Genomic DNA, 26,907 nt, shown 5'->3' on the forward strand with positions numbered 1-26,907 from the left:
GGCTGCGGGCTTCAGGCCCGGCCGGTGCACTCCCGGAGCACCGGCGGGGCGAGCTCGTCCTCGACGAACGTGGGCCGGGCGAGCGTGAACGCCGGGACGATCGCCACCAGGGCGACCGCGAGCAGGAACAGCAGCGGCAGGGTCCAGCCGTCGCTCACGTCGTGCAGCAGCCCGACGATCAGCGGGCCGAGAGCGCCGAGGGCGTACGCGACGCCTTGAGCGAACCCGCTCAGCGCGACGGTGCCGCCGTGGGTGCGGGTGCGGTCGTTGATGAGCACGAGGCTGACCGGGAACAGGATCGAGCCCGCGCCGATGAGCAGCACCCAGAGCAGCGTGAGGGTGGCCGGCGCGAGCAGAAGGCCGAGGTAGCCGAGCACGAAGCTCGCGACACCCGCGGCGATCAGCCAGCCGACGTTGCGCAGCCGCGCGACGAGGAGCGGCCCGATCAGCGCGATGGGGGTGCTGACGAGGCCGGTGACGGCGAGCAGCACACCGGCCTCGGTCGGCGTCGAGCCGGCGACGTCGCCGAGGATCACGGGCAGCCACGCGAACGCCGCATAGGTGCAGATCGTGCTGGTCGAGAACACGACCGTGATCGACCGGACCGCGCGGGAGCGCCAGAGCCGCGTGATGCGTGCGGGAGCCGGGGGCGCGAGCGTGAGGTCGTCCGCGCGTCGCCGGCGGCGCTCGCGCGCGAGGAGGACGAGCCACGGAACGAGCGCGACGACCGAGGTCGCCGCCCAGACGCCGAGCGAGAACCGCCAGCCGATCCGCTCGGCGACCGGAGCGGCGAGCGCGGCGGGCACGGCCGTGCTCACGCCGACGATGCCGACGTAGACGGCGGTCAGCAGCGCTATCCGGTCGGGGAAGTAGCGCCGCACGATCGGCGGCAGCAGCACGTTCCCGACGCCCGTCCCGGCGAGCGCGACGACGCTGCCGACGAGCAGCGTCGCGAAGTCCGGGGCGAACGCGCGCACGAGATGGCCGAGGGTCATGAGCAGCAGCGCGAGCACGATGCCACCGTCGAGGCCGACACCACGGGCGACACGGGGCGTGATGAACCCGGAGACCGCGAGCAGGATCGGCGGCAGCGTGCCGAGCAGCCCGACGCCGATGTTCGAGATCGGGACGTCCACCCGGATGTCAGCGAGGATCGGCGATATCGCCGCGACCGCCTGCCGGAGGGTGAAGGCGACGAGCACGATGCCCAGCAGCGCGGCCACGCGCCCCGCCCACCAGGGAAGACGGCGCTGCTCGGACACGGCCCGAGCCTAGCGTCGAACGGGCTCCGGCGATCTCAGCGGCCGGTCTCCGGGCGGCAGCCGGCGTCCCGGAGCAGCAGATCGTCGATGGTCTCCCGGCGGATCGCCACGTGGGCCTCGCCGTCGCGTACGACGACGAGCGGTGGGCGTCCGACCATGTTGTAGTTGTTGGCCAGTGAATGGTGGTAGGCCCCGGTACCGGGTACGGCGAGCAGTTCCCCCGGACGCACGTCGTCGGGTAACGGCACGTCGCGGGCGATGACGTCGCCGGGTTCGCAGTAGCGGCCGACGACCGTGGCGGCGGTGGTCGGGGCGCTGCTGATCTGGCCGACGCGGCTCACGGTGTACCGGGCGCCGTAGAGGGACGTGCGGAGGTTGTCACCCATGCCGCCGTCGACGGCGACGAGGCGTTGCCCGGCGGCGGTCCGCTTGATCGTGATGACGCGGTACAGGGTGACGCCGGCGCGGGCGACGATCGCGCGGCCGGGCTCCACCGTCAGACGGGGGAGCGGCAGGCGGTGGCGTTCGCACTCCAGCGTGAGCACCTGGTGGATGCGGTGGGCGAAGCCCTCGATCGCGAAGTCGTCGTCGCCGTGCCGGTAGGGCACGGCGTGGCCGCCGCCGAGGTCGAGCTCGGCCGGCCCCTGCTCCGGCAGGCCCCTCGCGGCCCGCTCGTCGCGGATCCAGGCGAGGAACGTGACCAGCTGGCTCAACGCCCGCTCGTAGCCGCCGAACCGGCTGACCTGGGACCCGATGTGGCAGTGCACGCCGGTCAGCGCCAGTGCGTGCTGGCCCAGGACACGGCGGGCGGCGTCGGCGGCCGCGCCGGTGGTCAGCGACAGGCCGAACTTCTGTTCCTCGACGCCGGTGGTGAGCGCGGAGTGGGTGCCGGCGTCCACGCCCGGAATCACCCGGAGCAGGACGCGCTGCGGGGTGGTGGCGAGGGCGGCCAGCCGGGCGACCTCGCTCACCGAGTCGATGACCACCCGGCCCACCCGGTAGTCCAGCGCGGACCGCAGGTCCTCGGCGGTCTTGGCGTTGCCGTGCAGCACGACGCGCTCCGGGGGGAACCCGACGGCGCGGGCGACGGCCAGCTCGCCGGCCGAGCAGACGTCCAGCGCGAGCCCTTCCTCGGCGATCCAGCGCGCGACCGTGCCGCAGAGCAGCGCCTTGGACGCGTAGGCGACCTCCGTGTCGCCGGTCCCGAACGCCCTCGTGTACCGGCGGCAGCGGGTACGGACGTCGGCCTCGTCCAGCACGTAGGTGGGGGTGCCGAACTGCTCGGCGACGGCCCGCAGGGAGACGCCGCCCACGAGCAGGTCGCCGTGCCGCCCGGGCCGGGTCGTCAGCGGCCAGATCTCGGGGGCGAAGCGGGTGGACAGCGAGGTGCGCAGGGACGGCAGTAACTCGGGAAGCGTCATCGGGTACTCGCCGGGTCTGTGCTTGTCATGACTCGATGGTCAGCCCGGTGCGGCGGTTCCGGAACCACCGTTGACGGTCTCTTGACGCCGGGAACGCCGTTCCTGACGCCGCGTTGATACCGGTCGTCCGGCGGCCGGGTGTCAAGGAACCGTTAAGGACGGCCCCGCCGGCGTTAGGGGAGCGTCAGCGGGCGGCTCGCCGCCCCGAGAGCGCTGTTCACTCCGTGGTGCGGGCATCGAGACCGGTGCTCGAACCTTTGGTTCTGGAGTGTTCGCCATGCTTGACCTGGCCTTTGTGGCCCTCGTCGTCGCGTTCTTCGCGCTCGCGACGCTCGTCGCGCGAGGGGTGGAAAAGCTATGAGCGTCGAGAACATCGTCGGGCTCGTCGCCTCGGTTCTGCTGGTCGGCTACCTGCTGGTGGCGCTCGTGCTTCCGGAGAAGTTCTGATGAGCGACGTCGCAGCCGGGCTGCTCCAGCTCCTCGCGCTCGTCGTCGCGCTGGGTTTCGCCTGGAAGTACCTCGGTGACTACATGGCGCGGGTGTACGACTCGCCCCGGCACAGCCGGGTGGAGACGGTGGTCTACCGGCTGGTGGGCGTGGACGCGGACGCCGACCAGCGGTGGCCGGTGTATCTGCGCAGCGTGCTGGCGTTCTCCGCGATCAGCGTGCTCGGCCTCTACCTGCTCCAGCGGCTGCAGGGCCACCTGCCGCTCTCGCTCGGGTTCGCCGGCATCGACCCCGCGCTGGCGTTCAACACCGCGGCCAGCTTCGTCGCGAACACGAACTGGCAGGCCTACTCGGGTGAGGCCGTGATGGGCCACCTCGTGCAGATGGCCGGTCTGGCCGTGCAGAACTTCGTGTCCGCCGCGGTCGGCATGGCGGTGGCGGTGGCGCTGATCCGCGGTTTCACCCGCAAGGGCACCGACCGGCTCGGCAACTTCTGGGTCGACCTGTTCCGGGGCTCGTTCCGGATCCTGCTGCCGATCGCGGTGATCGGCACGATCGTGCTCGTCGCCTCCGGGGTGGTGCAGAACCTGGCCTCGCCGCACGAGGTGACGACGCTGGCCGGCAACACCCAGTCGGTCACCGGCGGCCCGGTCGCCTCCCAGGAGGTGATCAAGGAACTCGGTACCAACGGCGGTGGCTTCTACAACGCCAACTCCGCCCACCCGTTCGAGAACCCGAACGCGTTCAGCAACTGGTTCGAGATCTTCCTGATCCTGCTGATCCCGGTCGCGATCACCCGGACGTTCGGCCGGATGATCGGTGACCGCCGTCAGGGCCTGGCGATCCTCGGCGTGATGACGACGATCTTCGCCGGCATGCTGGCGATCGTCTGGTCGTTCGAGGCGCGCCACCCGGGGCTGGCCTCGCAGCTGGCCGGCTCCGCGATGGAGGGCAAGGAGACCCGCTTCGGCGTCCCCGGCTCGGCCCTGTTCGCGGTCGCGACGACCGGCACGTCCACCGGCGCGGTCAACTCGTTCCACGACTCGTACTCGGCGATCGGCGGCGGCGCGATCCTGCTGAACATGCTGCTGGGCGAGATCGCGCCCGGCGGCGTCGGCTCCGGCCTCTACGGCATCCTGATCATGGCGATCCTCGCGGTGTTCATCGCCGGGCTGATGGTCGGGCGCACCCCGGAGTACCTCGGCAAGAAGATCCAGAGCCGCGAGATCAAGCTCGTCTCGCTCTACATCCTGGCGACGCCGATGGCGGTGCTCGTCGGCACCGGGCTGGCGATGGCCTTCTCGTCGACCCGCGGATCGATGCTCAACGACGGCCCGCACGGGTTCTCCGAGGTCTTCTACGCGTTCGCCTCGGGCGGCAACAACAACGGCAGCGCGTTCGCCGGTCTGTCGGCCAACACGCCGTTCTACAACACCGCGATCGGCCTGGCGATGCTGATCGGACGCTTCCTGCCGATGATCTTCGTCCTCGCGCTCTCCGGTTCGCTCGCCCGGCAACAGCCGGTGCCGGTCACCGCGGGCACGCTACCCACCCACCGGACGCTGTTCGTCGGCCTGCTGGTCGGCGTGATCCTCATCGTCACCGGCCTGACCTACTTCCCCGCTCTTTCTCTCGGCCCGCTCGCGGAGGGGCTCTAAACCATGACTCTCATCCAGGAACCCCCGGTCCAGACCCCGCCGTCACCACCCCGCCGGGTCGCGAACGGTCTGCTCGACCCGAAGCTGCTGCTCACCTCCCTCCCGGACGCGGTCAAGAAACTCGACCCGCGGGTCATGGTCCGCACGCCGGTCATGTTCGTCGTCGAGATCGGCTCGGTCATCTCCACGGTCTTCGCGATCGTCGACCCGAGCGTCTTCTCGATCGTCGTCGCGGTCTGGCTGTGGTTGACCGTCGTGTTCGCGAACCTCGCCGAGGCCGTCGCCGAAGGGCGCGGCAAGGCCCAGGCCGAGACGCTGCGCCGCACCAAGACCGAGACGGTGGCGCGGCGGGTGACCGGCGAGGAGGTACCGGCCACCTCGCTGGTCCCCGGTGACCTGGTCGTCGTCGAGGCCGGGCAGCTCATCCCCGGCGACGGCGACGTCGTCGAGGGCGTCGCGAGCGTCGACGAGTCGGCGATCACCGGCGAGTCCGCGCCGGTGATCCGGGAGTCCGGCGGCGACCGCAGCGCGGTCACCGGCGGCACCCGGGTGCTCTCCGACCGGATCGTCGTCAAGATCACCGCGAAGGCCGGCGAGAGCTTCATCGACCGGATGATCGCGCTCGTCGAAGGCGCGTCCCGGCAGAAGACGCCGAACGAGATCGCGCTCAACATCCTGCTCGCGAGCCTCACGATCGTCTTCCTGCTCGCGGTCGCGACGCTCCAGCCGTTCGCCGCCTACGCCGGCGCGGAGCAGCCCCTGATCATTCTGGTGGCCCTGGTCGTCTGCCTCATCCCGACGACGATCGGCGCGCTGCTCTCCGCGATCGGCATCGCCGGCATGGACCGGCTCGTGCAGCGTAATGTGCTCGCGATGTCCGGCCGCGCGGTCGAGGCCGCCGGTGACGTCAACACGTTGCTGCTGGACAAGACCGGCACGATCACCCTGGGCAACCGGGAGGCGACCGAGTTCATCGGAGTCGGGGAGGTGGCGCCGATGGAGATCGCCGACGCCGCGCAGCTCTCCAGCCTCGCCGACGAGACGCCCGAGGGCCGCTCGATCGTGGTGCTGGCGAAGAACGAGTACGCGCTGCGGGAGCGCGAGGAGGGTCTGGTCGCCAGCGCCACGTTCGTGCCGTTCACGGCCGAGACCCGGATGTCCGGTGTCGATCTTCCCGATCGGATGATTCGCAAGGGCGCCGCGTCGGCCGTGCTGAAGTGGGTCCGCGACAACGGCGGGCAGCCGGGTTCCGAGGTCGGCTCGACGGTGGACGCGATCTCGGCGGAAGGCGGCACCCCGCTGGTCGTCGCCGAGAAGGTCGGCGACGAACCCGCCCGGGCGCTCGGCGTCATCCGGCTCAAGGACGTCGTCAAGAGCGGCATGAAGGAACGGTTCGACGAGCTGCGCCGGATGGGCATCCGCACGGTGATGATCACCGGCGACAACCCCCTCACCGCGAAGGCGATCGCCGAGGAGGCCGGCGTCGACGACTTCCTCGCCGAGGCCACGCCCGAGGACAAGATGCGGCTGATCAAGACCGAGCAGGAGGGCGGCAAGCTCGTCGCGATGACCGGCGACGGCACCAACGACGCCCCGGCGCTGGCGGCCGCGGACGTCGGTGTCGCGATGAACTCCGGGACGTCGGCCGCGAAGGAGGCCGGCAACATGGTCGACCTCGACTCCAACCCGACCAAGCTCATCGAGATCGTCGAGATCGGCAAGCAGCTGCTGATCACCCGGGGCGCGCTGACCACGTTCTCGATCGCCAACGACGTCGCGAAGTACTTCGCGATCATCCCGGCGATGTTCGTGGTCGCCTACCCGAGCCTCGACACGCTGAACATCATGCGGCTGCACTCACCGGAGTCGGCGATCGTCTCCGCGGTCATCTTCAACGCGCTCGTCATCATCGCGCTGATCCCGCTGGCGCTGCGCGGAGTGCGCTACACGCCGTCGTCCGCGTCGTCGATGCTCCGCCGCAACCTGCTGGTCTACGGGCTGGGTGGGCTGATCGTCCCGTTCATCGGGATCAAGCTCATCGACCTCGTCGTCCAGTTCATCCCCGGCCTCTCCTGACCCCGCCGCCCGGGGCCGCACGGCCCCGGGCACCACGCTCGAAAGAAGAAATCTCCTCATGGCATCACGAGCACCGGCCGCGGTCCGGCAGTACGGCGCGGCGGTCCGAGCCCTCCTCCTGTTCACGGTCGTCCTCGGCCTCGCCTACCCGCTGCTGATGACCGGCGTCTCCCAGGTCGTGTTCCACGACCAGGCCAACGGCTCGATGACCGCGCACGGCTCCAGCCTGCTCGGCCAGTCCTTCACCGACGCCGACGGCAACCCGCTGAAGCAGTGGTTCCAGCCGCGCCCGTCCGCCGGCAGCTACGACCCGCTGGCGTCCGGCGCGTCGAACCTCGGCCCCAACGCCGAGGACCAGGTCAAGGCCGTGGACGAGCGCCGGGCTGCGGTCGCCGAGTTCGACGGCGTGGCCCCGGCCGACGTCGCCCCGGACGCGCTGACCGCCTCGGGCAGCGGCCTCGACCCGCACATCAGCCCCGAGTACGCCCGCCAGCAGGTCAACCGGGTCGCCGACGCCCGCGGCCTGTCCGTCGACGAGGTGCGAAAGCTCGTCGACGAGCACACCCAGGGCCGCATCCTCGGCTTCCTCGGAGAGGACCGCGTCAACGTCCTCGAACTGAACATCGCCCTCGACCAGCTCTGACCACCACGGCGGCCCCGATCACGAAAGGAGACACCATGGGACGCGGAGTACTGCGGATCTACCTCGGGGCCGCCCCCGGAGTCGGCAAGACGTTCAAGATGCTCGAAGAAGGCCGGCGTCGTGCGGAGCGGGGAGCCGACGTCGTCGTCGGGTTCGTCGAGACGCACGGCCGGGCCGAGACCGCGGCCCAGATCCGGGACCTCGAGGTCGTGGCGCGCCGGAGCATCACCTACCGGGGTGCCCAGTTCGAGGAGATGGACCTCGACGCGGTCCTCGCCCGGCGCCCGGAGATCGTGCTGGTCGACGAACTCGCCCACACCAAGGCCCGGGGCGGCAAGCGGTGGCAGGACGTCGAGGCGCTGCTCGACGCCGGTATCGACGTCCTGTCCACGGTCAACGTCCAGCACCTGGAATCGGTCAACGACGTCGTCCAGACGATCACCGGCGTTCCGCAGCGCGAGACCGTCCCGGACGCCGTCGTGCGCGCCGCCGACCAGGTCGAACTCGTCGACATGGCGCCGGACGCCCTGCGCCGCCGGATGGCCCACGGCAACATCTACCAAGCCGACAAGATCGACGCCGCCCTCGGCAACTACTTCCGGGTCGGCAACCTCACCGCGCTGCGTGAGCTCGCGCTGCTCTGGACCGCCGACAAGGTCGACGAGGCGCTCCGGAGGTACCGCGACGAACACGACATCCACGGGGTGTGGGAAGCCCGGGAACGGATCGTCGTCGCGGTGACCGGAGGCCCCGAGGGCGACACGCTGATCCGCCGCGCCGCCCGCATCGCCGCGCGCAGCCAGACCGGCGACCTGCTCGCGGTCCACGTCTCACGCAGCGACGGCCTCGCCGACGTCGACCCCGCCCGCATCGAGCGGCAGCGCGACCTCGTCGAGGACCTCGGCGGCACCTTCCACGCCGTCGTCGGCGACGACGTCCCCAGCGCGCTGCTCGACTTCGCGCGCGGCGCGAACGCGACCCAGCTGGTGCTCGGCACCAGCCGCCGTCCGCGCTGGCAGCGAGCGCTGTCCGAGGGAATCGGGACGCAGGTGGTCGCCGCGTCCGGGCCGATCGACGTCCACATGGTCACGCACTCCCAGGCCGCCGGGGCGCGCCGGCCGCACCTGCCCCGGCTCACCGGCGGCCTGACCGCGCGCCGCCGCTGGTACGGGTTCGCGATCGCGGCCCTCGGTCTTCCGCTGCTGACGTTCGTCCTCACCCTCGCCGAAGGCCACCTCGACCTGTCCAGCGAGCTGCTGCTCTACCTCGGCGCCGTGGTCGCGGTCGCGCTCGTCGGCGGCGGCTACCCGGCCGTGTTCGCGGCCGCCGTCGGGACGTTGCTCGTCAACTTCTACTTCACCCCACCGGTGCGGACCTTCACGATCGCCGAGTTCGACAACCTCATCGCGCTCGCCGTGTTCATCCTGGTCGCCTTGGCCGTGGCGGCCGTCGTGGACCTCTCCGCGCGGCGCGCCCGGCAGGCCTCCCGGGCGCAGGCCGAAGCCGAGATGCTCTCCGCGCTCAGCCGGGGTGTGCTCAATGGCGAGCGCGCGCTCGACGCGTTGCTCACCCAGGTGCGCGACGCGTTCGGCCAGGACTCGGTCACGCTGCTCGAACGGGTCGACAGCCGCTGGAACGTGGTCGGGTGCGCCGGCGCGGTCCCGTGCGCGGACATCGACGAGGGCGACACCGACATGCCGGTCACCGACACCCTGCACCTCGTGCTGCGCGGGCGTCGGCTCGCCGCTTCCGACCGCCGGGTGCTCGCCGCCTTCGCGGCCCAGGCCGTCGTGGCGATGCGTCAGGCCCGTCTCTCGGCGCAGGCCGCCGAGGCCGCCGAGCTGGCCGAAGGAAACACGATGCGCACCGCTCTGCTCGCCGCGGTGAGCCACGACCTGCGGACACCGCTCGCCTCGATCAAAGCCGCCGCCACCGCCCTGCGCCTGCCGACCGTCACCCTCGACGCCGAGGACGTCGACGAGCTGCACGCGACGATCGACGAATCCGCCGACCAGCTCGGCGGCCTCATCGACAACCTGCTCGACATGAGCCGGCTGCAGACCGGCGGGATCAACCCCCTGCGCCGCACGGTCAGCCTGGAGGAGGTCGTGCCCGGCGCGATCGCCGGCGCGGACCGGCGCAACGGCTGGCCCGCACCGGAGATCCGGGTCGAGATCTCCGAGGCGCTACCTCCCGTCCGCACCGACCCCGGCCTGCTCGAGCGTGCGCTGGCCAACCTCGTCAGCAACGCCGTCCGGCACGGCGCCGGGGCGCCGGTGGCGATCCGTGCGAGTGCGCACGCCGATCGCGTCGAGATCCGGGTCGTGGACACCGGGCCCGGCATCCCCGAGCCGGACCGGGACCGGATCTTCGCCCCCTTCCAACGCCTCGGCGACCGTCCGACCGGGAACGGCGTCGGTCTGGGCCTCGCCGTCGCCCGGGGTTTCGTCGAGACCGTCGGCGGCACGCTCGAGCCCGAGGACACACCGGGCGGCGGCCTCACGATGGTGGTGTCCCTGCCGACCGCTCGGCCGGCCGTTCCCGTCACGGCCCCATGACCAAAATCCTGGTGGTCGACGACGAGCCGCAACTCCTGCGGGCCCTGCGCATCACGCTGCGCGCCCGGGGCTACGAGGTCGACACCGCACCCACCGGTGCGGCCGCACTCCAGACCGCGGCGCGGCGACACCCCGAGCTGATCCTGCTCGATCTCGGCCTGCCCGACCTCGACGGCATCGAAGTCATCGAGGGGCTGCGGCCCTGGTACGACGGCCCCATCGTGGTGCTCTCGGCACGCCACACGACCGACGACAAGGTGCTGGCACTCGACGCCGGCGCCGACGACTACGTCACCAAGCCGTTCGGCATGGAGGAGCTGCTCGCCCGCCTGCGCGCCGCACTGCGCCGCGCCACCCCCGCGCCGGACGCGCTGGTCGTGACGACCGACGCGTTCACCGTCGACCTGGCCGCCAAACGCGTCACGGCCGGCGACCACGACGTGCGGCTGACGCCCACCGAGTGGGGCCTGCTCGAGGTGCTCATCCGCAATCCCGGCCGGCTGGTCAGCCACAAACAGTTGCTGAACGACGTGTGGGGGAGCGCGTACAAACAGGAGTCGAACTATTTGCGGGTGTACGTGGCCCAGTTGCGCCGGAAGCTCGAACCCGACCCGGCGCGCCCGCGGTATCTGCTCACCGAAGCCGGCATGGGCTACCGCTTCGAACCCGACCGCCGCCGCTCCACGGGCTGAACAGTGGTCACTGCCTCGGGTGCGCGGCTCCGGCCGAGTCGGGCGCGAGACTTGCCTCTGACGTCAGCGGCGCGAACTTCTATGCCACCGCCCGCCGGCCGGAGCTCGACACCCACTTCTGGGGCACGCTCGGCATGATCCGGGCCTTCGCGCCGCAACTGGCCGGCGGGGCGATCCTCAACGTGCTGTCCGCGATGTCCTGGTTCAACTATCCCGGGCACACCGCCTACGGGGTCGCGAAAGCTGCCGAGTGGAACCTCACCAACGGCGTCCGGCTCGAGCTGGCCGCCCAGAGGACGCTCGTCACCGCCGTGCACCTCGCTTCCCTCGCCGCCGACCCGGCCGACTTCTACGGCTGACCGCCGGTCAGAGCAGGCCGAGTCGGGTCAGATCGGCCAGGTACTTCCGGATCAGCTCGGCGGTCACGGGCGGGACTTCTCCCTTCACCCCCGACCCGGCCTTCCGGACCGCGTCCCGGAAGTGGTCGGTGGAAACGGGCGGGGCGGCGACCGGCCCGGTGGTGACGGCGAACGCCGGCAGCAGGGGGAGCAGGGACTGCTGCCGGCGCGGCCGGGGCAGACCCCGCAACGCGGCCTCGAAGCGTTCGAGCCACTCGCCGTAGTCGTCGATCCGGGTGATCGGGTATCCGGCTCCGGCGAGCCAGTCGACGTAGGTGTCGAGCGACGACCCCGCCGGCTGAGGGCTCATCATGTTGTAGGTCTCGAACCCGGGCGCCGGGCCGGCGCCGAGGGCAGCGATGAACTCGGCCACGAAGTCCACGGGCAGACCGCCGTAGTGCGCGGGCGTGGCCAGCGGCGGGAACGATCGCGGGGCCAGCCCGGTCATCGCCACACTCAGCAGCAGACGGGTGAACATGTCGGGGACGTTCAGCTGCCCGGGATAGCGGCGGTGGGCCAGCACGAGCCCGGGCCGGAACGTCGCCACCGGCAGTCCGTACGTGTCGTGAGCCTCTCGGAGCAGCACTTCCCCGGCCCACTTGCTGGTGGTGTAGCCGTTCGCGTAGCCCTCGTCCAGCCGACGGACCGGATCGGTGACGCGGATGTCGGCGGATTCCGGCTCGGAGCCGGTCACCACGCCGACCGTGGACACGTACGTGACCGGCTTGAGCTTCCCGGTCACCGCGAGCCGGATCACCTCCGCCGTGCCCAGCACGTTCGGGGCGAACAGCTGGGAGTAGGGAAGCACGTGGTTGACGAGCGCGCCGGCGTGCACGACGACGTCGACGTTCTCGGCGAGCTCCCGCCAGGCGCCGGCTCCGAGCCCGAAACGGGGTTCGCCGAGATCGCCGGCCACGACCGTCAGCGTGGCGTCGGCGTACGTCCGGTACTGCCGGGACGCTTCGGTGTCGGCCGCGCCGAACGCCGCGTCCAGCCGGGCCCGCGCGGCCGCGTCGTCACCGGCCCGGATCACGCAGACGAGCTTTCCGCCGACCGGGTGGAGACGGCGGAGCCACTCGAGCGCGAGAAAGCGGCCGAGATAGCCGTTCGCGCCGGTCAGCAGCACGGTACGCGGGACGTCGGCCGGTGGTGCCGGGGTTCGCGTGACGTCCGGGCCGAGGAACTGGTCCAGGGTCAGGTCGCCGGCCCGCACCTCGGTGGCTCCCGCTCCGTGGACGGTGACGGCGGTCGGACGTCCGCCGCCCTCCCCGCGATGCCGCTCGATGGACGTCGCCAGCGCCTTCAGGTCGTTGACCGGGCTGATGATCTCGGCCACCGGGACGGCGAACCCGTACACCTCGCCCAGCAGGGCCGACAGCCGGACGGCCGACACCGAGTCACCGCCGAGGTCGGCGAACCGGGCCGCCGGGTCCAGGTCATCGGCCGGAGCGCTCAGGACCGCGCGGGCGGCGGTCAGCACGGTGTCGAGTGCCGGCTGCCGGGGACCGTCGCTGCGCAGCCGCCGGATCTCGTCGGACTCGTGCCGCGCGAGTTCCTCGTAGCGGCGCTCGAGCCGTCCGCCGTAGCGTTCCTGCAGCTTGGATCGCACGAGTTTGCGGACGCCGGACAGCAGTCCGTTCCCGGTGGTGAACGGCTCGGTCTCGAGCAGGAAGTCCCGGGGGATCTCGTACCCCTCGAGCCCTTCGACCCGGCCCGTCTCCCGTAACGAGTCACGCACCAGCGCGGCGACCCGCTCCGGGTCGCCTCCGGTCCGGGTCAGCACCTCGGCGGTCGGCACGACGACGGCGAGCAGGTACGAGCGCTCGCTGTTGCCGTAGAGATAGATCTGCTGGATCACCGGCCCGGCCGCGAACACCGCCTCCAGGTGGGCGATCGCGACGAACTCGCCCTGGGACAGCTTGAGCAGGTTCTTGCGGCGGTCCAGGTAGACCAGTTCGTCCGGCCCCACCTCGGCGACGATGTCGCCGGTGCGGAAGAATCCGTCCGCGGTGAAGACCTCCGCGGTCGCGTCGGGACGGTGGTAGTAGCCCGGGAAGAGCGTGGCCGACCGGATCAGCAGTTCCCCCCGCGGATGGGGGCGGTCGGTGCCGAAGTAGTGCAGGTCAGGCACGTCCTCGAGCCGGTAGTCGAGCACGTGCTCCCGCATCACCCGGCCGTCGAAGAGCACCGCGCCGGCCTCGGTCGAGGCGTACCCGTCGGACAGCTTCGTCCCGAGCACCGAGGAGACGAGCGCCGCCAGCTGCGCGGAGAGCGGGGCCGAACCGCAGACGGCCCACAGGACGCGCCCGCCGAGCACGTCCTCGCGGAGCACCCGCCCGGCCTCGCGCTCGTCGGCGCGGTCGTCGGCCAGGAGCTGGTACTGCTGCGAAATCGCCTCGCAGATGCGGGGGACGAGCAGGAGAACGGTCGGCCGGACGAGCGCGAAGTCGTCGAACAGCGTCGAGAGGTCGCTGCGGGCCACGAAGAACGTCGTTCCGCCCCGAGCCAGCGTGCTGAACAGCACGGCGCGGCCGGCGAGATGGCTCATCGGCAGGAAACCGACGTCGATCAGCGGGAGCCCGGGACGCTCCGGGAAGAAGCCGCGCCAGAGTTCGGCGATCAGCCGCGCGGTGTACATCGCGCCCTTGGGCGAACCGGTCGTCCCCGACGTGTAGATGACCAGGGCGAGCCGATCGTCGTCGGCCGGTGGTGACGGCGCCGGGGGGAGAGCGGCGCCGCGGCCGAGCACCTCCGGCAGCGTCTCCACGACGACGCCGTGACCGGCTACGCGCTCGCGGAGCGCGTCGATCCGCTCCCGTTCGTCGTCCACGTCGGCGTGGTGCGCGAAAACCACCAACCGCCGCACCGACGTACCGGACTCGACGATGTCCGCCGCGGTGCCCAGGTGTTCCACGTCGACGGCCAGGACCCGGGGCGCCGTCTCGTGGACGAGCGGCAGCAACTGCCCGGGGGCCGATCCCCCCGGCAACGGCACACCGACCGCGCCGACCCGGATGAGCGCGAGCTCGACGGTGGCGTAGTCACCGCCGGTGGAGCCCAGCGTCGCCACGAACTCGCCGGGCCGGATCGGCTCGTGCTCGTCGTGGTGCCAGGCCGCGGCCAGCGCACCGGCCCGCCGCCAGAGCTCGCCGTAGCTGACCGTGTCGAACCGGGGCAGCAGGCGCCGGGTGGTCCGGCCGGTCGCCGGATCGAGCACGGCTTCGGTCGCGCGCTCGCCGTAGGCCGGCCTCTGCGCATAACCCGCCATCACCGTGGCGACGACGGCTTCGAGCGACATCGTCGGTTGCCGGACGAGCGCCGTGACGTGGTCGTCCGGTACGGCCGAAGCGAACTGTTCGTCCTGCTCCAGCAGAAGGGCTCGTCGCTCGGCAACCGTTGTCACGTCGCCCTGGTCGGTGTGCGTCATCAGCTACCTCGACGGCCGATCGCCGTGGTCGGAGTGGACAGTGTGAAGGCTTGGTGCTCCTGACGGTACGTGTCCACGGTGCCTCACCGTCCGGCCGGACGCCTCGGCAACGTATGCCTACTTCTCCGACCCGGGCCGGGCGGACCCCGTGTTCGGGCGGGTGCGGGCCCGAGGCGGGAGACTGCGAGCGACGTCGCCGGGATCAGTGATTGCCGGTTTCGTGCTGCCACAGCGACGAAGCGAGCGAGGCGATCGCGCGGTCCCGGTGGCGGCGGTAGGTGTTGAACGACAGATGCAGCTCGGAGGCGAGACGGTCCTGGGCGACGGTCGGCCGCAGGAAGGTCCGGGTCATCAGCTCGCTCGCGTCGTCCGGCAAGGCTCCGATCCCCGCCTCGATCATCTCCACGAGCGTGTCGACCGGAGTCCGGCCGGCGCGTGTGTTCCGGCGGATCATGCGTGAGCGCAGCAGCGGGTTCCGGCGCAACTGGTCCGGGGCGTGCAAACCGCGCACGGCGGAGCGGACGGCGTCGGTGAACTCGGATCGGGTCAGCACCGGTTCGTCGATGCTCCGCGCGGCGGGGCGGGCCGGCGCGCCCAGCTGGCGGGCGTGGAGGACCTCGGTCCATTCCGTGACCCCGGCCCGTCGCCAATCGTGGGCGTACACCGGGTAGCGCGATCCGCCGACCGTGAAGTCAGCCTCGGGAGCGGACCAGAAGTCCAGGAAATCCATCGTGGGCGTCCACAGCTCGGCGTTCTCGAGCGCGGCGACGAACGTCCACGCCATGTCGTCGGGTAGCTGAATGATGTCCAGCATCTGGTAGGCGACGAACAGGGTCAGCGCCGGCGAGGGGCGTTGGCCCTGCTCACGATCGAGGAAGAACCGCCAGATCCGGACGCGTTCGCCGGCTCGGGGCGCGCCGGATTTCGACGCGTACAGCCACATCGCGTCCACGCCCGGGTCAGCGCCGAGGTCGGCCTCGGTCACGTCGAGGCAGGCGGTGTAGCCGCACAGTTCGCCGGTAGCGGTGCGGAACACCCGGAAATCCGCGGGACGACGTTCCATCCAGTACGCCGCCAGCCCGGCCTGCTCGGCACCGTGCCATTCAGCGGTCATCGCGACGATCGGTGCCCGGTCGTCCGGCGTCAGCGTGTCCGCGGAGACCTGCATCGGCGGCGCCAACGTGCTCAACGCCTCGAGCCCGGAGCGGACGCCGTTCAGAACGACCGTCCGCACGAGCAGTTGCACGCGTTCGCGTTCGCCGGTCAGCGCTCCGACCTGGCGCTGGAACGCGGCGAGCTTGCGACGGTGCAGGTCGGCGTACCGGTCGGGGTCCCGCCAGCGCAGGTCGGCGTCGAGAACCTCACGGACCACGTCGTGCGGATGCAGCCCGTGCGCGCTCTCCTCGACGAACGTCCGGCTCCGCAACCAGGCGAACAGTTCGCTGACGTCGCCGCCGATCATCATGCGCAGGAGGTCCTCGGTCGTGACCGGCGCGTGCGCGCACACCTCCAGCGCCATCCGGTGCCGCGGGCTCGGAGCCTCGCCGACGATCCGCTCGATCAGCGCGCCCACCACGTCGGGAACGTCGCCGAGGGCACGCGGGTCGGCTCCCCGGCGCACCGCGTCGATCAGCAGGGACAGCGTGAGCGGATGGCCGCGGCTGATCGTCAGCAGCCGGTCCTGCGTCTCGGCGGGTAACCCCTGAGCGGCCAGCCACACGCGCCCGTCCTCGCCGGGCAGGTTGCCCAGCGTGACGACACGCAGCAGCGCACGCCAGGCCGGGTCGGCACGCCAGCGGGGCCCGGGGCCCTCGCGCCCGGCGATCACCACGAGACAGTTCGACGGCAGCGCGGGCAGGTACGTTTCGCGGACCCAGTCGTCGACGGGGCTCAGCAGCTCGTAGGTGTCGATCAGCAGCACCGGGCGCTCTTCACCGCTCGGCGCGGGCAGAGACGCTGCTCCGAGCGCCAGGTGCCGGGCGTCGACCCGGATCGGGTGGTGGCCGTGCTCCGCCGCCAGACGCGCGAACGCGTCGAGCAGAGTGCTCTTCCCCACCCCGCCCTGGCCGTGTACGAAGATCACGCCCGGAGCGTCCAGCGCCGCCCGGAACACCGCGATCTCCGCGTCCCGGCCGACGAACGACTGCCGCCGCAGTTCCTCCAGTTCCGCACCGAGCGTCGCCATGCCGACGATCGTAGAACACCTGATTTCGCACGGTCCGATCCGCGAAACAGGTCAGCAGTTGGGCACCGGATGGGCAGGCGGCGACCGGCCTTCCCTCGCCACGATGGGGACTTCACCATCGAAGGAGACCCATGAACGGCACGACCGCACCCGACTTCCCCAGCAACTGGGGACGGTGGGGCGACGACGACGAGCTGGGCGCCGTCAACCTCATCACCGACGAGGCCAGGGCCCGGGGCGCCGCGGAGGCCAGGACCGGCGTGACCGTGTCGCTGGCCCGGGTGACCACGCCGTTCCCGTTGACCGGCGGTCCGATGGGCGCCACCACGGCGTCGACGACCGCGGTGCAGACCGCGATGCTGTTCACCGGGTTCGGGGCACCCGCCATGGCCGAGGTGATGATCGTGACCACCCACCACGCGGAGGTCACCCATCTGGACGGCATGAGTCACTGGGTCGCGGGCGGCAAGGTCTACCCCGGCGTCGACGTGGCCGACAGCTCCGGCCCCACGGGCGTCCGCCACGGCGCCGCGGACGTCTACGCCGACGGGATCCAGACCCGCGGCGTGCTGCTCGACCTGGCCCCCGGCGGCCGCCTGGACCCCGGCCATCCGGTGACCGGCGCCGACCTGGACGCGGCCGCGGCCCACGGGGGTTTCGAGGTGCTGCCGGGCGATGCCATCGTGGTCCGCGGCGGCTGGGACCGGGTCAACGGCAGCGCGGAGCCCGAGCCGGGAATGACCGCGGACGCGATCCGCTGGATGCACGATCACGGGGTCGCGGTCTACGCCGGTGACATCGGCGACGCGCGCCCGCCGCTCCCGGACGACGTCCCCGGTGCGCTGCATTTCCTGGCGCTGGGCCGGCTCGCGATCCCGCTCGTCGACTGCGCCGAGCCGGAGGCGCTGGCCGCGATGTGCCAACGCCTGGGGCGCTGGACGTTCCAGCTCGTGATCGCGGTCCCACGCATCGCCGGAACCACCGGCCTGCCGGTGAACCCGATCGCGGTGTTCTGACGCCGCGTCGGTCAGAAGTCCGCCGTCGGTGACGTGCCGAAGGCCCGGCGGTAGTCGCGCGTGAACTGGGACGGGCTCGCGTACCCCACCGCGGCCGCGATCCGCCCGACCGTGTCCGATCGTTCCACCACGCGGCGGCGGGCCTCCATCAGCCGCAGTCGCTTGTGGTACGAACCGGGGCTGGTGCCGGTCGCGGCCTTGAAGAGGCGGTAGAGCGACGTGACGCTCATGTTCGCGTGCGTCGCGGCGCGGCCGACGTCGAGCGGTTCGTGGAGGTGCTCGTGCATCCACTGCGTGAGCTCGTGCACGAGACCCAAGGCGGAGTGGGTTCTGGTCAGCTCGACGAACGCTCCTCCGTTCGGCCCGGTGAGGATGCGGTACCAGATCTCCCGCTTCACCCCGGCGGCGAGAACGCGTGCCGCGTCCGGGTCGTGGGCCAGCTCGAGCAGGCGCGACACCGGATCCAGCACGGATCGGGGGAGCGGGTTGACCGCGACCGATTCGGCCGGCGACGACGGCAGCTCTCCCAGTTCCGCGATGAGGGCGGTGACCAGCTGCTGGTCGAAGGGGATCTCGAGGGCCCGGTACGGGAAGCGGTCCGATGCGGCGACGACCTCGGCCAGGGCCGGGATGTGCGCGGCCGTGGTCACCAGCTCGCCCGGGCCGTACGAGATCTCCCGGTCGCTGAGGAGAATTCGCTTGGCGCCCTGGAACACCAGGTAGAGCATCGGCTCGAAGATGACCGGAGCCGGTGGGGCGACGTCGGTGGCGACGTGCACCCGGACGCCCAGCGCGGGGACGTCGGTGGTGGCGGTGGGCGCGATGTCCCCGAGCCGGCGGCTGATCTCATCCAGGCCCACGTGCGTACGGTAGTTCACTCCAGATGCGTCGCGAACCAGTCCAGGATGCGATCCGGGTGACGCTGGAACCACTTGTACCCGTCCCAGCGGCTGGGGGTGTCGTGGATCCAGAACATGTCCTTCACCGCGGCGCCGATCGCCTCGTACGTCTCCTCGAGGTCCGAGGGCTTGGTGATCACGTCGTCGTGAACACCGTAGGTCAGGGTCGGCACGAGCACCGAGGGCGCCCACGCGCGGGTGTAGCCGTCGGTCAGCCGGCCGCCGGTGATCAGGTGGTACCGGTGATCGACCTCGTCGGCGTACTCGGCCAGGCCGACGCTCTCGAGGCGGGTCTCCAGGTACACGCGCGGGGAGAGCAGCAGCGGCGCCACCAGGCACCGCACGTCGTCGAACTCGGCCGGGTCGGTGTGGAGGGCCCGGAACGTGGCGTTGGCCCCCATGCAGCGGGCGAAGATCCCCAGCGTCATCCCGGACAGCTCGGGGTGTGACCGGACGTAGCGCATGGTCCCGACGACGTCGCGGGCCTCGAAGAGGGTGCTCAGGGACAGCCGGCCGTTGGCCTCACCGCTGCGCCCCGAATTGCGGAAGTCGAAGGCGAGCACGTTGTACCCCGCCTCGTGGAGCAGCTGGTAGTCCCGGATGAAGTTGATCTCGGTGTCGTTCCCGGGGCCGAAGGCCGACTTCCACGGCTCGACGTGCGACGGGAAGCCGTAGCGGCTGAAGCCGAACGCGTGCATGGCCACGATCAGCTTGTCGGACCCCGCACAGGGGATGAACCAGGCCTCGAGCGGCACACCGTCGGCTGACGGGTAGGTCAGATCCTGGTACTCCAGGCCCTCGTCCGCAGGCGTACGGAGCACCGGCGATCGCGCGACGTACGCCAGGCCTTCGGCGTACGCGTCCAGGGTGGCGGCCAGATCGACGTCGGCGAGTGATGTCATGCGGTCGACGCTAGGGCCGGGACGGACGACCGGACAGGGCTCCGATTTCCACCTTCTTGCCTGATCCTGTCATTTCAGTCGTCGTCCAGCGCCTTGCTCAACAATTCGTAGAGCGTGGCCCGCTCCTCGGCGTCGAGCTTTCCGATCGAATCCGCGAAGACACCGTCGGCCACCTGATCGCCGGCCAGTCGCACCTCGTCACCGGCCGGAGTGAGCCGGTGTCGGACCTTGCGTCCGGGACCGGCGACGCGCTCGATGAGACCGCGATCCACCATCCGTTTTGCCAGCTCACCCATCGACTGGTCGGTCTGGAAGGTGAGCTCGGCCAGCTGGTGCAGCGACGCGCCCGGGTTGGCCTGCAGGTGGCGGAGCGTGTCCCACTGCACCAGCGACACGCCGAGCGGGGCCAGCCGCCGGTTCATCGCCCGGTGGTGCTTCCACTGGAGGCGCTTGACGGCCAGGCCGACCTGCTGCAACGGGATGTCGTCCATGGATCGATTCTATCCAAGGTTGCGTACCTAAGGACCCTGATCTAAGGTTCCTTATATGAGCGCTGACGCCGCGTTACGGAGGCGAACCACCGTCGGCTTCGCCGCAGCGGCGATGCTCGTCAGCTACCTGCCGTTCTCAGCGGTCAACGGCGCCCTCGGTGCGATCGGCCGAACGGCCGACGCCGGCACGTCGAGCCTGCAGTGGGTGACCGACGCCTTCACCGTCGCGCTGACCGGCGCGGTGCTGTCCGGCGGGTTCGACGGCGTGCAGCTTCTCCGGGTCGGTCAAGCCGTCGCGGGTGTCGGTGCCGGTCTGGTCATGGCGGCGTCGCTGTCGCTGATCGCGGCCACCGCGCCCGATCCGGCCGCCCGCACCCAGGCCATCGCGCTCTGGGCCGCGGCCAACGTCGCCGGGCTCGGCTCCGGTCCGTTCCTGGCCGCCGCCGTACCGTCCTGGCGATGGCTGTTCGTGCCGACCGCACTTCTCGCTGTCGGCGCCGCGGCCTACGGCCCGCTCCGGTCCCGCGAGATCGTCGACGACGAACCAGGGCGCCCTGACCACCTGGGGCAGGTCACCGGGACCATCGGCATCGTCGTCCTCGCCGCCGTCTTCGTCGTGGAACGTCGGGTGGTCAACCCGGTCCTGCCCCCGGCGCTGTTCTCCTCGCCCGGGTTCACCGCCGCCGGGGCCGCCGCGGCCGCCGCACTGTTCGCCATTCCCCGTACCACCATCCACTAGGGAGTTCCTCGTGACCGTCCACTCGCTCACCGTCCCCGGCGTCGGCACCGTCGAACTGACCGTCACCGAACGCGGCGAAGGCCACCCGTTCCTGCTGCTGCACGGCGGCGGCGGACCGATGACCGTCACGCCGTGGGCCGACCGGCTCTCCGACGCCGAACACGCCCGGGTGCTCACCCCGATCCACCCCGGCTTCAACGCCACCCCCCGCCCGGCCGCGCTCGCTTCGATCCCGGCGCTGGCCACGACGTACGTCGCGCTGCTCGACGAGCTGGCGCTCGAGGACGTGACGGTCGTCGGCAACTCGATCGGCGGCTGGATCACCGCCGAGATGATGCTGCTGCACTCGCCCCGGATCAGCAGCTACGTGCTCGTCGACGCGGTGGGCATCGAGGTGCCCGGTCACCCGGTCGCCGACTTCTTCTCGCTGACGATGTCCGAACTGGCCGAGCGCAGCTACCACGACCCGGCGAAGTACGGGATCGACCCGGCGACGCTGCCTCCGCGGGCCCGGGAGGCGATGGCCGGGAACCGCGTGGCCATCGAGCTGTACGCGGGCCGGGAGATGACCGACCCGACGCTGGCCGGCCGGCTCGGCGGGGCGGCGGCCCCCGCGCTCGTCGTCTGGGGTGACGCCGATCGGATCGGCGACCCCGACTTCGGCCGCGCGTACGCCGCGTCGATCCCCGGAGCGGGTTTCACCGTACTTCCGGAGACCGGCCACCTGCCGCAGATCGAAACCCCCGAGGCGCTGATCGAGGTCGTGTGGGCCTTCGCGGACGCGCACGCCACGATGAAGCCCTGACCTGTTCTCCGGTCGCCCCGGCGCGGGTCAGCCGGCGGCGCTCGGAAGGGGCCCCGATGCCTCCGGCCCCGGTGATTCCGGCCGGGACCGCGTCGGGGCCAGAGCGCGCGGCCGGGGCAGCGGCGGGCGAGCCCGGCGGACCAGCAGCCCCGCGGCGGCGGCCGCGCCCGAGATCGCCAGCACCGCGCAGCCGGGCACCAGGGAGATCCCGTCGGCCGGATAGCTCGTCCCGTTCCACCGGAACAGCGCCTCGGCCGGCCCGGACACGCCGCCGTAGACGAAAGCGGCGTAGAGCGCCGGGGTGACGAGCGTCAGACCGGCCCACCGCGCCACCGCGGTCCACCGGCGACTGCCTTCGCGATGCAGCAGGATCCAGGCGACGACCGGCAGGTAGAGGATCTCGAGCAGCAGGAAGACGTCCGGCTGCTCGTCGCCGTAGACGTGCTGAACCACGCCCGAGCCAACGCTCAGCGCCGCGGCGACCAGGGCGAACAGCGCCGTGGCGGCCCCGGATTCCCGGCCGCGGGCGGTCCGGGCCGCGAGCACCGCGACCACCCCGAACGCGAGCATCACCGCGGTGGTGAGGATCGGCAGCCCGAGCGGCAGGAACGGATGGTTCACCAGCGGCGTGGACTGCGCCCCGAGCAACGGCCAGCACACGGCGGCGGCGATGGCGGTGGCGGTGAGCCGTTGCCGTACCACCGCATGGGGGTACGACGGTCCGGCCAGTTTTGCGGCCGAGACCGCGGCCACCCCGCCCACCGCCAGCGCCAGCGCGAAGGCACCGAGCCCTTCCGCGCCGAGCCGCTCACCCAGTCCGTCGGCGCCGAGAAGCGCGACGCCCAGGACACCGGCCGACGCGACCGCACGCGGACGGTCGACGACCGCGAGGAACAGACACACCGCGGCCAGCAGGATCGACGCCCAGCGCAGTTCGGCGACCCAGAGGTAGAGCTCGCCGTCGCCTCCCGGCATGGGCGCCGCCGCGGCCGTCCCGGGCATCGCCGGGGTGAGGACGGTCAGGGTGTACGCCCAGGCCACGACCGCGAGCGCCAGCCCGGTGAGCCCGGCGGCCGCGGCCGGTCGCCCGATCCGGACCGGTGCCGGCGTCGTCTCCGGCGGCGTCGCGGGGATCCGTCGGCTCCGGGTGAGCCCGAAGCTCAGCACCAGCAGCGAGAACATCGGCAGCTGGGTCAGGACGTCGGACGCGTGCACCAGCAGGTACAGGGTCTCGTCGGCGTTCCCGGGCGTCGGCGCGGCGAACGTCGCCCGTCCCGGCAGCACCCCGACGAGATACCGCAGCGCCGCGGCCGGTCCGACGACCGTCGTGAGAACCAGCGGCAGCGCGACGGCCGCGGCCGCCAGCACGACGGCCACCACCGTTCCGGGCACCGCGTACGCCATCGCACGACGTCCCGGCGCCGCCGCGGCCCGGCGTGTCACCCAGACCATCAGCGGTGCCCAGACCAGCACCGCGACGACGGGGATCCACACCGGAACCGTCGCCGCGAGGCCCGCCGCCACGATCACCGTCGACGCCGGCCAGACCGCGTACGCCCGGTTGTCCGGCGTCGACGTCCGGCGGGCCAGCCACCAACCGGCGAAAACCGCGAACCCGAACGGCACCACCGAGGTGACCGGCAGCGCCCGCTCGTACACCGGGCTGGTCAGATCGAGGCCGAACAGCCCCATCGCCGCGCGGTACACCATGCTCGACAGGCCGCGCACGATGATCGTCGCCAGGCCGGCGAGGAACAGTGCCGCGAACGGGCTCAGCGCGCCCACCCGCCCCGGAACGTGTTCGCGCCACCCGCGAGGCACGCCGTTCTCGTCCGGAATCGGTGGGGAGAACGCCAGGCTGGCGACGAACGTCAGCCGGCGTAACCCGGCGGCCGGGCCGTCGATCGCCCCCATCTCGCCCCGCCACTCCCGCTCCATGTCGTCGCGGATGTCGGCCGGCCACCGCTGTGCGGCCCGGCGCAGCAGCCAGTTCATACGGTCCTCGGATTCGGCCGGACGGTGGCGCCGGAACCCCCGAGCTGCTGACGTAGCGCGGCCAGCTCGATGCGCGCGGTCTCCAGGCCCTCCGGGGTGAGCCGGTAGTACCGCCGGGCCGGGCGTCCGGCCGCAGCGGGATCGACGTCCTCCCAGGTCGCGGTCACCCATCCGGCTCGCTGGAGGCGCAGCAGGATCGGGTAGAGGGTGCCGCTCGGTTGGCCGGTCGCTCGCATGAGGTCCAGCCCGTAGCGGTCGGAGCTCGGGTCGTCGAGGAAGGCCGCGAGCACCCGAGCCATGCCGGTCGTCAGCCGAGGCGGGGAGTCCATGGCCGGAATCCTACATAGGGTCTCTAACGGTTCTCTACATAGGGTCTGGTTTTTTTGCGCGGGGACCGGCGTGCAACGGGTCGGCTCACGGCGGCGTTCAGGGGAACGACCAGGACGACAGCTCGACGGGGATGATGCGGATGGACCGGGACGCCGACGACGAGTTCGTGCGGTTCGTCAACGAACGCAGCCGATCGCTGTTGCGGTACGGCTACGTGTTGGCCGGCGATCCGCACACCGCCGCCGACCTGGTCCAGGAAGCACTGCTCCGGCTCCGCACCGCCTGGGCCCGCGGCAAGGGCCGGGAACATCCCGAGGCCTACGCGCGGGTCACCATGGCCCGGCTGCACATCAGCTGGTGGAGGCGCCGCCGCGGCGAGCAGCTCATCGCCCTGGTGCCCGACCGCACCACGTGGGATCCCGGCTTACGCCGGGTGGAGGACGACACCGGCCTCTGGTCGGCCCTGGAGGTGCTCGGCCGGCGGCAACGCGCCGTGATCGTCCTCCGTTACTACGAGGGCCTCGACGACGACGAGATCGCGGAGATCCTCGGCATCACCAGGGTCACCGTCCGCAGCCAGGCCCTCCGCGGTCTGCGCCGGCTACGCAGCCACTTGACCGACGACCGGGTCGCCGCGCTCGGCGTCGTCGACAACGAGAGGAGCAACCGTGCCTGACGCGTTCGAAGCCTCCCTCGCCGAGGTCCTCCACCGGGCCGCGGACGCGGCCCCGGAACCCGTCTCGGACGCCGGCGAAGCACTGCTGCGTGAAAGCGTCCGCCGAACCGGGCTTCCGCGCGCCCGGATGCTGACGCTCGCGGCCGCGATCACCGTGGTGATCGTCCTGGCCGCCGTCGTCACGGTGCTCAAGCTCGTCTCCGGGGACGAGGACATGCGTCCGGTCACCCCGCCGGTGCGGATCGTCCACTCCGACTACGAGGACGGCGCCCCGCTCGCCGACGTCTGGCCGGACGCCGTCCGGACTGTCCCGGCCACGATCCCGATCAACGGCCGGCCGAACCCGTTCAACGTCGAGGGCGTGCTCCCGGACGGCCAGTTGCTGCTCACCCCGGTCGGCGACGAACCCGGCATCGCGCATCTGTGGGCGCTGAACCCGTCGACCGGCGCGGCCCGGCCGGTCAGCGCGTCCGGCGAGTGGGTCGTGGTCGTCGGGCAGCAGATCGACGCGGGGGAGGCCCGCTGGATCGCCTGGATCAGCCAGCCCCCCGGTGCCGTGGAGCCCGACTCTCCGGTCTACCTCTGGTACGCGCCCGCGTCCGGCGGGAAGGCGCGCAAAGCGTCGAGCGCGCCGATCAGCACGTCGGGTGGGGTCGACCTGAGCGCGGTCCGGGTCTTGATCGACGGGGACACGCTCATCGTCACCCCGGCGTTGACGAAAGAGAAAGGCCAGGCCGAGAGCGCGGTCCGCACGGTTCGCATCGGGGAGAATCGGATCCGGACGGTGCCGGACGCGGCCGGGATGACCGTGGTGCAGTGGCCGTGGCTCAGCGACGCCCGCACGCCCGGTCATCGGACGATCCGCAACGCCGAAACCGGGCAGGTTCGGCCGGCCCGGCTGCCGGCGGACTGGACCGACGTCGACTGCTCGCTCTCGTGGTGCGTCGGGCGACGAGGGGACCGCCTCGTCGTCGCCCGGCGTGACGGCTCGGACGCCCGCCCGCTGGCGAACGGCGGACCCGCCCTCGGCGTCGTCCGCGATCGGTTCCTGTTCGTCGCCGGCCGCACCGTCTACGACCTGCAGACGAAGAAGACGCTGACGTTGCCGGCCGCCGCCGGCGGGCCGGACACGGTGTGGCAGCCGCTCGGCATCATCGGCGAAGGCGGCGGGACGCCGATGCTCGCCTGGGCGACGTCCGACGCGACCGGGCAGCTGGAGTCGTACCTCCTGATCGACACCCAGGCCATGGTCTGAGCGATTGCCGCGGGCCGGGGAGCACTGGCTTTCCGGCCCGCAGCCTCAGGTTGCCGGTAAGGCAGCGGTCATGAGTTCGCCGGCGTGCTCTCTCCGGGATCGACGCGCACGAAGACGCCGGGCGTCGTGGACTCGTAGATGCAGGCGATCTCGCTACCGTGAAGAAGCTCGACCAGGTCAGTGCCCGGGTCTGACGGTAGTAGGACCGCTCGTGATTTGTGGTCGACGTGTCGGGCATAGTCGAGAATCTGGCCCAGGGCCAGCCGTACGTGGTTGCGTGACGCCGAGCTCTTTGCCTCGACGAGCTCCGAGCGCCCGTGATCGAAGAGATCGGTGTAGAGAGCGTGGCCGAGATCCGGGAGCGTGATCTGTTTCCGCGTCACCTTCCACCCGGCAGCCTCGAGAAACGCCACGTAGCGCGAGACGAGGTCCGCCTCACGCCGTTCAGCGAGCGTCGGTTCCCGGTTGGGCTCGGTCTGGAAGGTTTCGGCGCGGTGTTCTTCCATCGGCACGTCTTTGACGGTCGGCTTGCTTGCCTCCGGCTCGACCGGCTCCGGTTCGGGTGCGTCCGCATCCAGGGGCAAGAGCCGAAACACGATAACTTTTCGCAGGTCACCGTGGCGGTCCGGTGCTTCCTCGGCATACCAGGGATGGCCCTCGTCGATACGGAACTCGCCGACGTAGCGCACGCGGGAACGGCCGGCTTCCTCGAAGAGCCGCGGCCGTAGCCCCAGCTCGGCGTGGTCGCGCAACTGGAGGTTGCCCCGCTTGAAGACCTGATCGCCTTGCTGGCCTTCACCGGTGTAGTGGTAGACCCCGTCGGCCTTCCAACCATCGAAGTTGTAGCCGTAACGGCTGCCGGTCGAGGATGAGAAGAGCAGGAGATTGTCACTGCCGCCGGCACGGGTCATGCCATTCTGGCGCGAGCCGCCCCCAACGACCTCATGGACCTCTCGTCGTGTCATTTCGGCTCCGGGGCCGAGATCCCAAGGCATGTATCGGACCGTAGAGCAGACCTATGACAATTCCGAG

At 71.4% G+C, this 26,907-nt stretch carries 21 protein-coding genes and 1 pseudogene; 12 read left to right on the top strand and 10 right to left on the bottom strand.

Translation table 11 applies throughout. The annotated features are described in order from the left end of the window. Nucleotides 1–11: 11 nt before the first annotated feature. Complete coding sequence (locus CRYAR_RS10995) at nt 12–1,262, bottom strand: MFS transporter (RefSeq protein ID WP_035850328.1); 1,251 nt, start codon at nt 1,260–1,262, stop codon at nt 12–14. A gap of 35 nt (nt 1,263–1,297) precedes the next feature. Then, complete coding sequence (lysA, locus tag CRYAR_RS11000) at nt 1,298–2,683, bottom strand: diaminopimelate decarboxylase (protein ID WP_035850330.1); 1,386 nt, start codon at nt 2,681–2,683, stop codon at nt 1,298–1,300. A 357-nt stretch (nt 2,684–3,040) separates the two neighbouring features. Here lysA and kdpF point away from each other — a divergent pair, with 357 nt between their 5' ends. The 7 genes and pseudogenes from kdpF to CRYAR_RS50655 all read left to right on the top strand — a co-directional run. Then, nucleotides 3,041–3,130, top strand: coding sequence for a K(+)-transporting ATPase subunit F (kdpF, locus tag CRYAR_RS44545; RefSeq protein WP_035850332.1), 90 nt, complete (start codon nt 3,041–3,043; stop codon nt 3,128–3,130). After that, nucleotides 3,130–4,788 carry a potassium-transporting ATPase subunit KdpA gene (gene kdpA / locus CRYAR_RS11010; RefSeq protein WP_035850334.1) on the top strand — a complete coding sequence of 553 codons (1,659 nt, stop codon included), beginning with the start codon at nt 3,130–3,132 and terminating at the stop codon, nt 4,786–4,788. The genes kdpF and kdpA overlap by 1 nt, the downstream gene beginning before the upstream one ends. A gap of 3 nt (nt 4,789–4,791) precedes the next feature. Continuing rightward, entirely contained in the window at nt 4,792–6,864 is a 2,073-nt protein-coding gene (gene kdpB, locus CRYAR_RS11015; protein ID WP_035850336.1) for a potassium-transporting ATPase subunit KdpB, read from the top strand. Between the two features lie 58 nt (nt 6,865–6,922). Continuing rightward, nucleotides 6,923–7,507 carry a potassium-transporting ATPase subunit KdpC gene (kdpC, locus tag CRYAR_RS11020; RefSeq protein WP_035850338.1) on the top strand — a complete coding sequence of 195 codons (585 nt, stop codon included), beginning with the start codon at nt 6,923–6,925 and terminating at the stop codon, nt 7,505–7,507. 35 nt (nt 7,508–7,542) lie between these two features. Next, nucleotides 7,543–10,065, top strand: a complete 2,523-nt coding sequence (locus CRYAR_RS11025) for an ATP-binding protein (RefSeq protein ID WP_035850340.1) — start codon at nt 7,543–7,545, stop codon at nt 10,063–10,065. Next, the gene (locus CRYAR_RS11030) at nt 10,062–10,757 is read left to right on the top strand and encodes a response regulator (RefSeq protein ID WP_035850342.1); all 696 of its coding nucleotides are present in this window, start codon (nt 10,062–10,064) and stop codon (nt 10,755–10,757) included. The genes CRYAR_RS11025 and CRYAR_RS11030 overlap by 4 nt, the downstream gene beginning before the upstream one ends. 95 nt (nt 10,758–10,852) lie before the next feature. Further along, nucleotides 10,853–11,095, top strand: a pseudogene (locus CRYAR_RS50655) (SDR family NAD(P)-dependent oxidoreductase); the annotation flags it as partial. Between the two features lie 28 nt (nt 11,096–11,123). On the opposite strand, the gene car reads toward CRYAR_RS50655, so the two are convergent. Together car and CRYAR_RS11045 are read right to left on the bottom strand one after the other, a co-directional pair. After that, nucleotides 11,124–14,582: a carboxylic acid reductase gene (gene car, locus CRYAR_RS11040; protein ID WP_035850344.1), complete on the bottom strand. Its 3,459-nt coding sequence runs from the start codon at nt 14,580–14,582 to the stop codon at nt 11,124–11,126. Between the two features lie 202 nt (nt 14,583–14,784). Next, complete coding sequence (locus tag CRYAR_RS11045; RefSeq protein WP_035850346.1) at nt 14,785–16,767, bottom strand: ATP-binding protein; 1,983 nt, start codon at nt 16,765–16,767, stop codon at nt 14,785–14,787. Nucleotides 16,768–16,898: 131 nt separating this feature from the next. On the opposite strand from CRYAR_RS11045, the gene CRYAR_RS11050 reads away from it, so the two are divergent. After that, a complete protein-coding gene (locus CRYAR_RS11050) occupies nt 16,899–17,783 on the top strand; it encodes a cyclase family protein (protein WP_035850348.1) in 885 nt (294 codons plus the stop codon). Nucleotides 17,784–17,794: 11 nt separating this feature from the next. Here the strand turns inward: CRYAR_RS11050 and CRYAR_RS11055 are convergent, their stop codons facing one another. The 3 genes from CRYAR_RS11055 to CRYAR_RS11065 form a co-directional block, all read right to left on the bottom strand. Beyond that, nucleotides 17,795–18,643, bottom strand: a complete 849-nt coding sequence (locus CRYAR_RS11055) for an AraC family transcriptional regulator (protein ID WP_157017586.1) — start codon at nt 18,641–18,643, stop codon at nt 17,795–17,797. Nucleotides 18,644–18,657: 14 nt separating this feature from the next. Next, nucleotides 18,658–19,584: an alpha/beta hydrolase gene (locus CRYAR_RS46945; protein WP_035850350.1), complete on the bottom strand. Its 927-nt coding sequence runs from the start codon at nt 19,582–19,584 to the stop codon at nt 18,658–18,660. Between the two features lie 74 nt (nt 19,585–19,658). After that, entirely contained in the window at nt 19,659–20,075 is a 417-nt protein-coding gene (locus tag CRYAR_RS11065; RefSeq protein ID WP_035850352.1) for a MarR family winged helix-turn-helix transcriptional regulator, read from the bottom strand. 55 nt (nt 20,076–20,130) lie between these two features. Here CRYAR_RS11065 and CRYAR_RS11070 point away from each other — a divergent pair, with 55 nt between their 5' ends. Both CRYAR_RS11070 and CRYAR_RS11075 read left to right on the top strand, forming a co-directional pair. Further along, nucleotides 20,131–20,814 (top strand): MFS transporter, encoded by a 684-nt coding sequence (locus tag CRYAR_RS11070; protein WP_157017588.1) that lies wholly within the window; start codon nt 20,131–20,133, stop codon nt 20,812–20,814. Nucleotides 20,815–20,824: 10 nt separating this feature from the next. After that, nucleotides 20,825–21,619: an alpha/beta fold hydrolase gene (locus tag CRYAR_RS11075; protein WP_035850356.1), complete on the top strand. Its 795-nt coding sequence runs from the start codon at nt 20,825–20,827 to the stop codon at nt 21,617–21,619. A gap of 27 nt (nt 21,620–21,646) precedes the next feature. On the opposite strand, the gene CRYAR_RS11080 is transcribed toward CRYAR_RS11075, so the two are convergent. Continuing rightward, entirely contained in the window at nt 21,647–23,614 is a 1,968-nt protein-coding gene (locus CRYAR_RS11080; protein WP_035850357.1) for a hypothetical protein, read from the bottom strand. Further along, entirely contained in the window at nt 23,611–23,943 is a 333-nt protein-coding gene (locus tag CRYAR_RS11085) for a PadR family transcriptional regulator (protein WP_035850358.1), read from the bottom strand. Before CRYAR_RS11085 ends, CRYAR_RS11080 begins: the two co-directional genes overlap by 4 nt. Nucleotides 23,944–24,083: 140 nt before the next feature. Between CRYAR_RS11085 and CRYAR_RS11090 the strand changes: the two genes are divergently transcribed. Beyond that, nucleotides 24,084–24,620, top strand: a complete 537-nt coding sequence (locus tag CRYAR_RS11090; RefSeq protein ID WP_035861765.1) for a SigE family RNA polymerase sigma factor — start codon at nt 24,084–24,086, stop codon at nt 24,618–24,620. Next, a complete protein-coding gene (locus CRYAR_RS11095) occupies nt 24,613–25,875 on the top strand; it encodes a hypothetical protein (RefSeq protein WP_035850360.1) in 1,263 nt (420 codons plus the stop codon). Before CRYAR_RS11090 ends, CRYAR_RS11095 begins: the two co-directional genes overlap by 8 nt. Nucleotides 25,876–25,943: 68 nt before the next feature. Here CRYAR_RS11095 and CRYAR_RS11100 read toward each other — a convergent pair whose 3' ends face one another. Beyond that, the gene (locus CRYAR_RS11100) at nt 25,944–26,870 is read right to left on the bottom strand and encodes an SRA domain-containing endonuclease (protein WP_035850361.1); all 927 of its coding nucleotides are present in this window, start codon (nt 26,868–26,870) and stop codon (nt 25,944–25,946) included. Between the last annotated feature and the right edge of the window lie 37 nt (nt 26,871–26,907).

The sequence above is a fragment of the Cryptosporangium arvum DSM 44712 genome, from assembly GCF_000585375.1.
GTDB lineage: Bacteria > Actinomycetota > Actinomycetes > Mycobacteriales > Cryptosporangiaceae > Cryptosporangium > Cryptosporangium arvum.

Coding starts and splice junctions, on each gene's coding strand:
- lysA (WP_035850330.1), bottom strand. CDS start 2,683: ATGACGCTTCCCGAGTTACTGCCGTCCCTGCGCACCTCGCTGTCCACC.
- kdpF (WP_035850332.1), top strand. CDS start 3,041: ATGAGCGTCGAGAACATCGTCGGGCTCGTCGCCTCGGTTCTGCTGGTC.
- kdpA (WP_035850334.1), top strand. CDS start 3,130: ATGAGCGACGTCGCAGCCGGGCTGCTCCAGCTCCTCGCGCTCGTCGTC.
- kdpB (WP_035850336.1), top strand. CDS start 4,792: ATGACTCTCATCCAGGAACCCCCGGTCCAGACCCCGCCGTCACCACCC.
- kdpC (WP_035850338.1), top strand. CDS start 6,923: ATGGCATCACGAGCACCGGCCGCGGTCCGGCAGTACGGCGCGGCGGTC.
- CRYAR_RS11025 (WP_035850340.1), top strand. CDS start 7,543: ATGGGACGCGGAGTACTGCGGATCTACCTCGGGGCCGCCCCCGGAGTC.
- CRYAR_RS11030 (WP_035850342.1), top strand. CDS start 10,062: ATGACCAAAATCCTGGTGGTCGACGACGAGCCGCAACTCCTGCGGGCC.
- car (WP_035850344.1), bottom strand. CDS start 14,582: ATGACGCACACCGACCAGGGCGACGTGACAACGGTTGCCGAGCGACGA.
- CRYAR_RS11045 (WP_035850346.1), bottom strand. CDS start 16,767: ATGGCGACGCTCGGTGCGGAACTGGAGGAACTGCGGCGGCAGTCGTTC.
- CRYAR_RS11050 (WP_035850348.1), top strand. CDS start 16,899: ATGAACGGCACGACCGCACCCGACTTCCCCAGCAACTGGGGACGGTGG.
- CRYAR_RS46945 (WP_035850350.1), bottom strand. CDS start 19,584: ATGACATCACTCGCCGACGTCGATCTGGCCGCCACCCTGGACGCGTAC.
- CRYAR_RS11065 (WP_035850352.1), bottom strand. CDS start 20,075: ATGGACGACATCCCGTTGCAGCAGGTCGGCCTGGCCGTCAAGCGCCTC.
- CRYAR_RS11070 (WP_157017588.1), top strand. CDS start 20,131: ATGAGCGCTGACGCCGCGTTACGGAGGCGAACCACCGTCGGCTTCGCC.
- CRYAR_RS11080 (WP_035850357.1), bottom strand. CDS start 23,614: ATGAACTGGCTGCTGCGCCGGGCCGCACAGCGGTGGCCGGCCGACATC.
- CRYAR_RS11085 (WP_035850358.1), bottom strand. CDS start 23,943: ATGGACTCCCCGCCTCGGCTGACGACCGGCATGGCTCGGGTGCTCGCG.
- CRYAR_RS11090 (WP_035861765.1), top strand. CDS start 24,084: ATGGACCGGGACGCCGACGACGAGTTCGTGCGGTTCGTCAACGAACGC.
- CRYAR_RS11100 (WP_035850361.1), bottom strand. CDS start 26,870: ATGCCTTGGGATCTCGGCCCCGGAGCCGAAATGACACGACGAGAGGTC.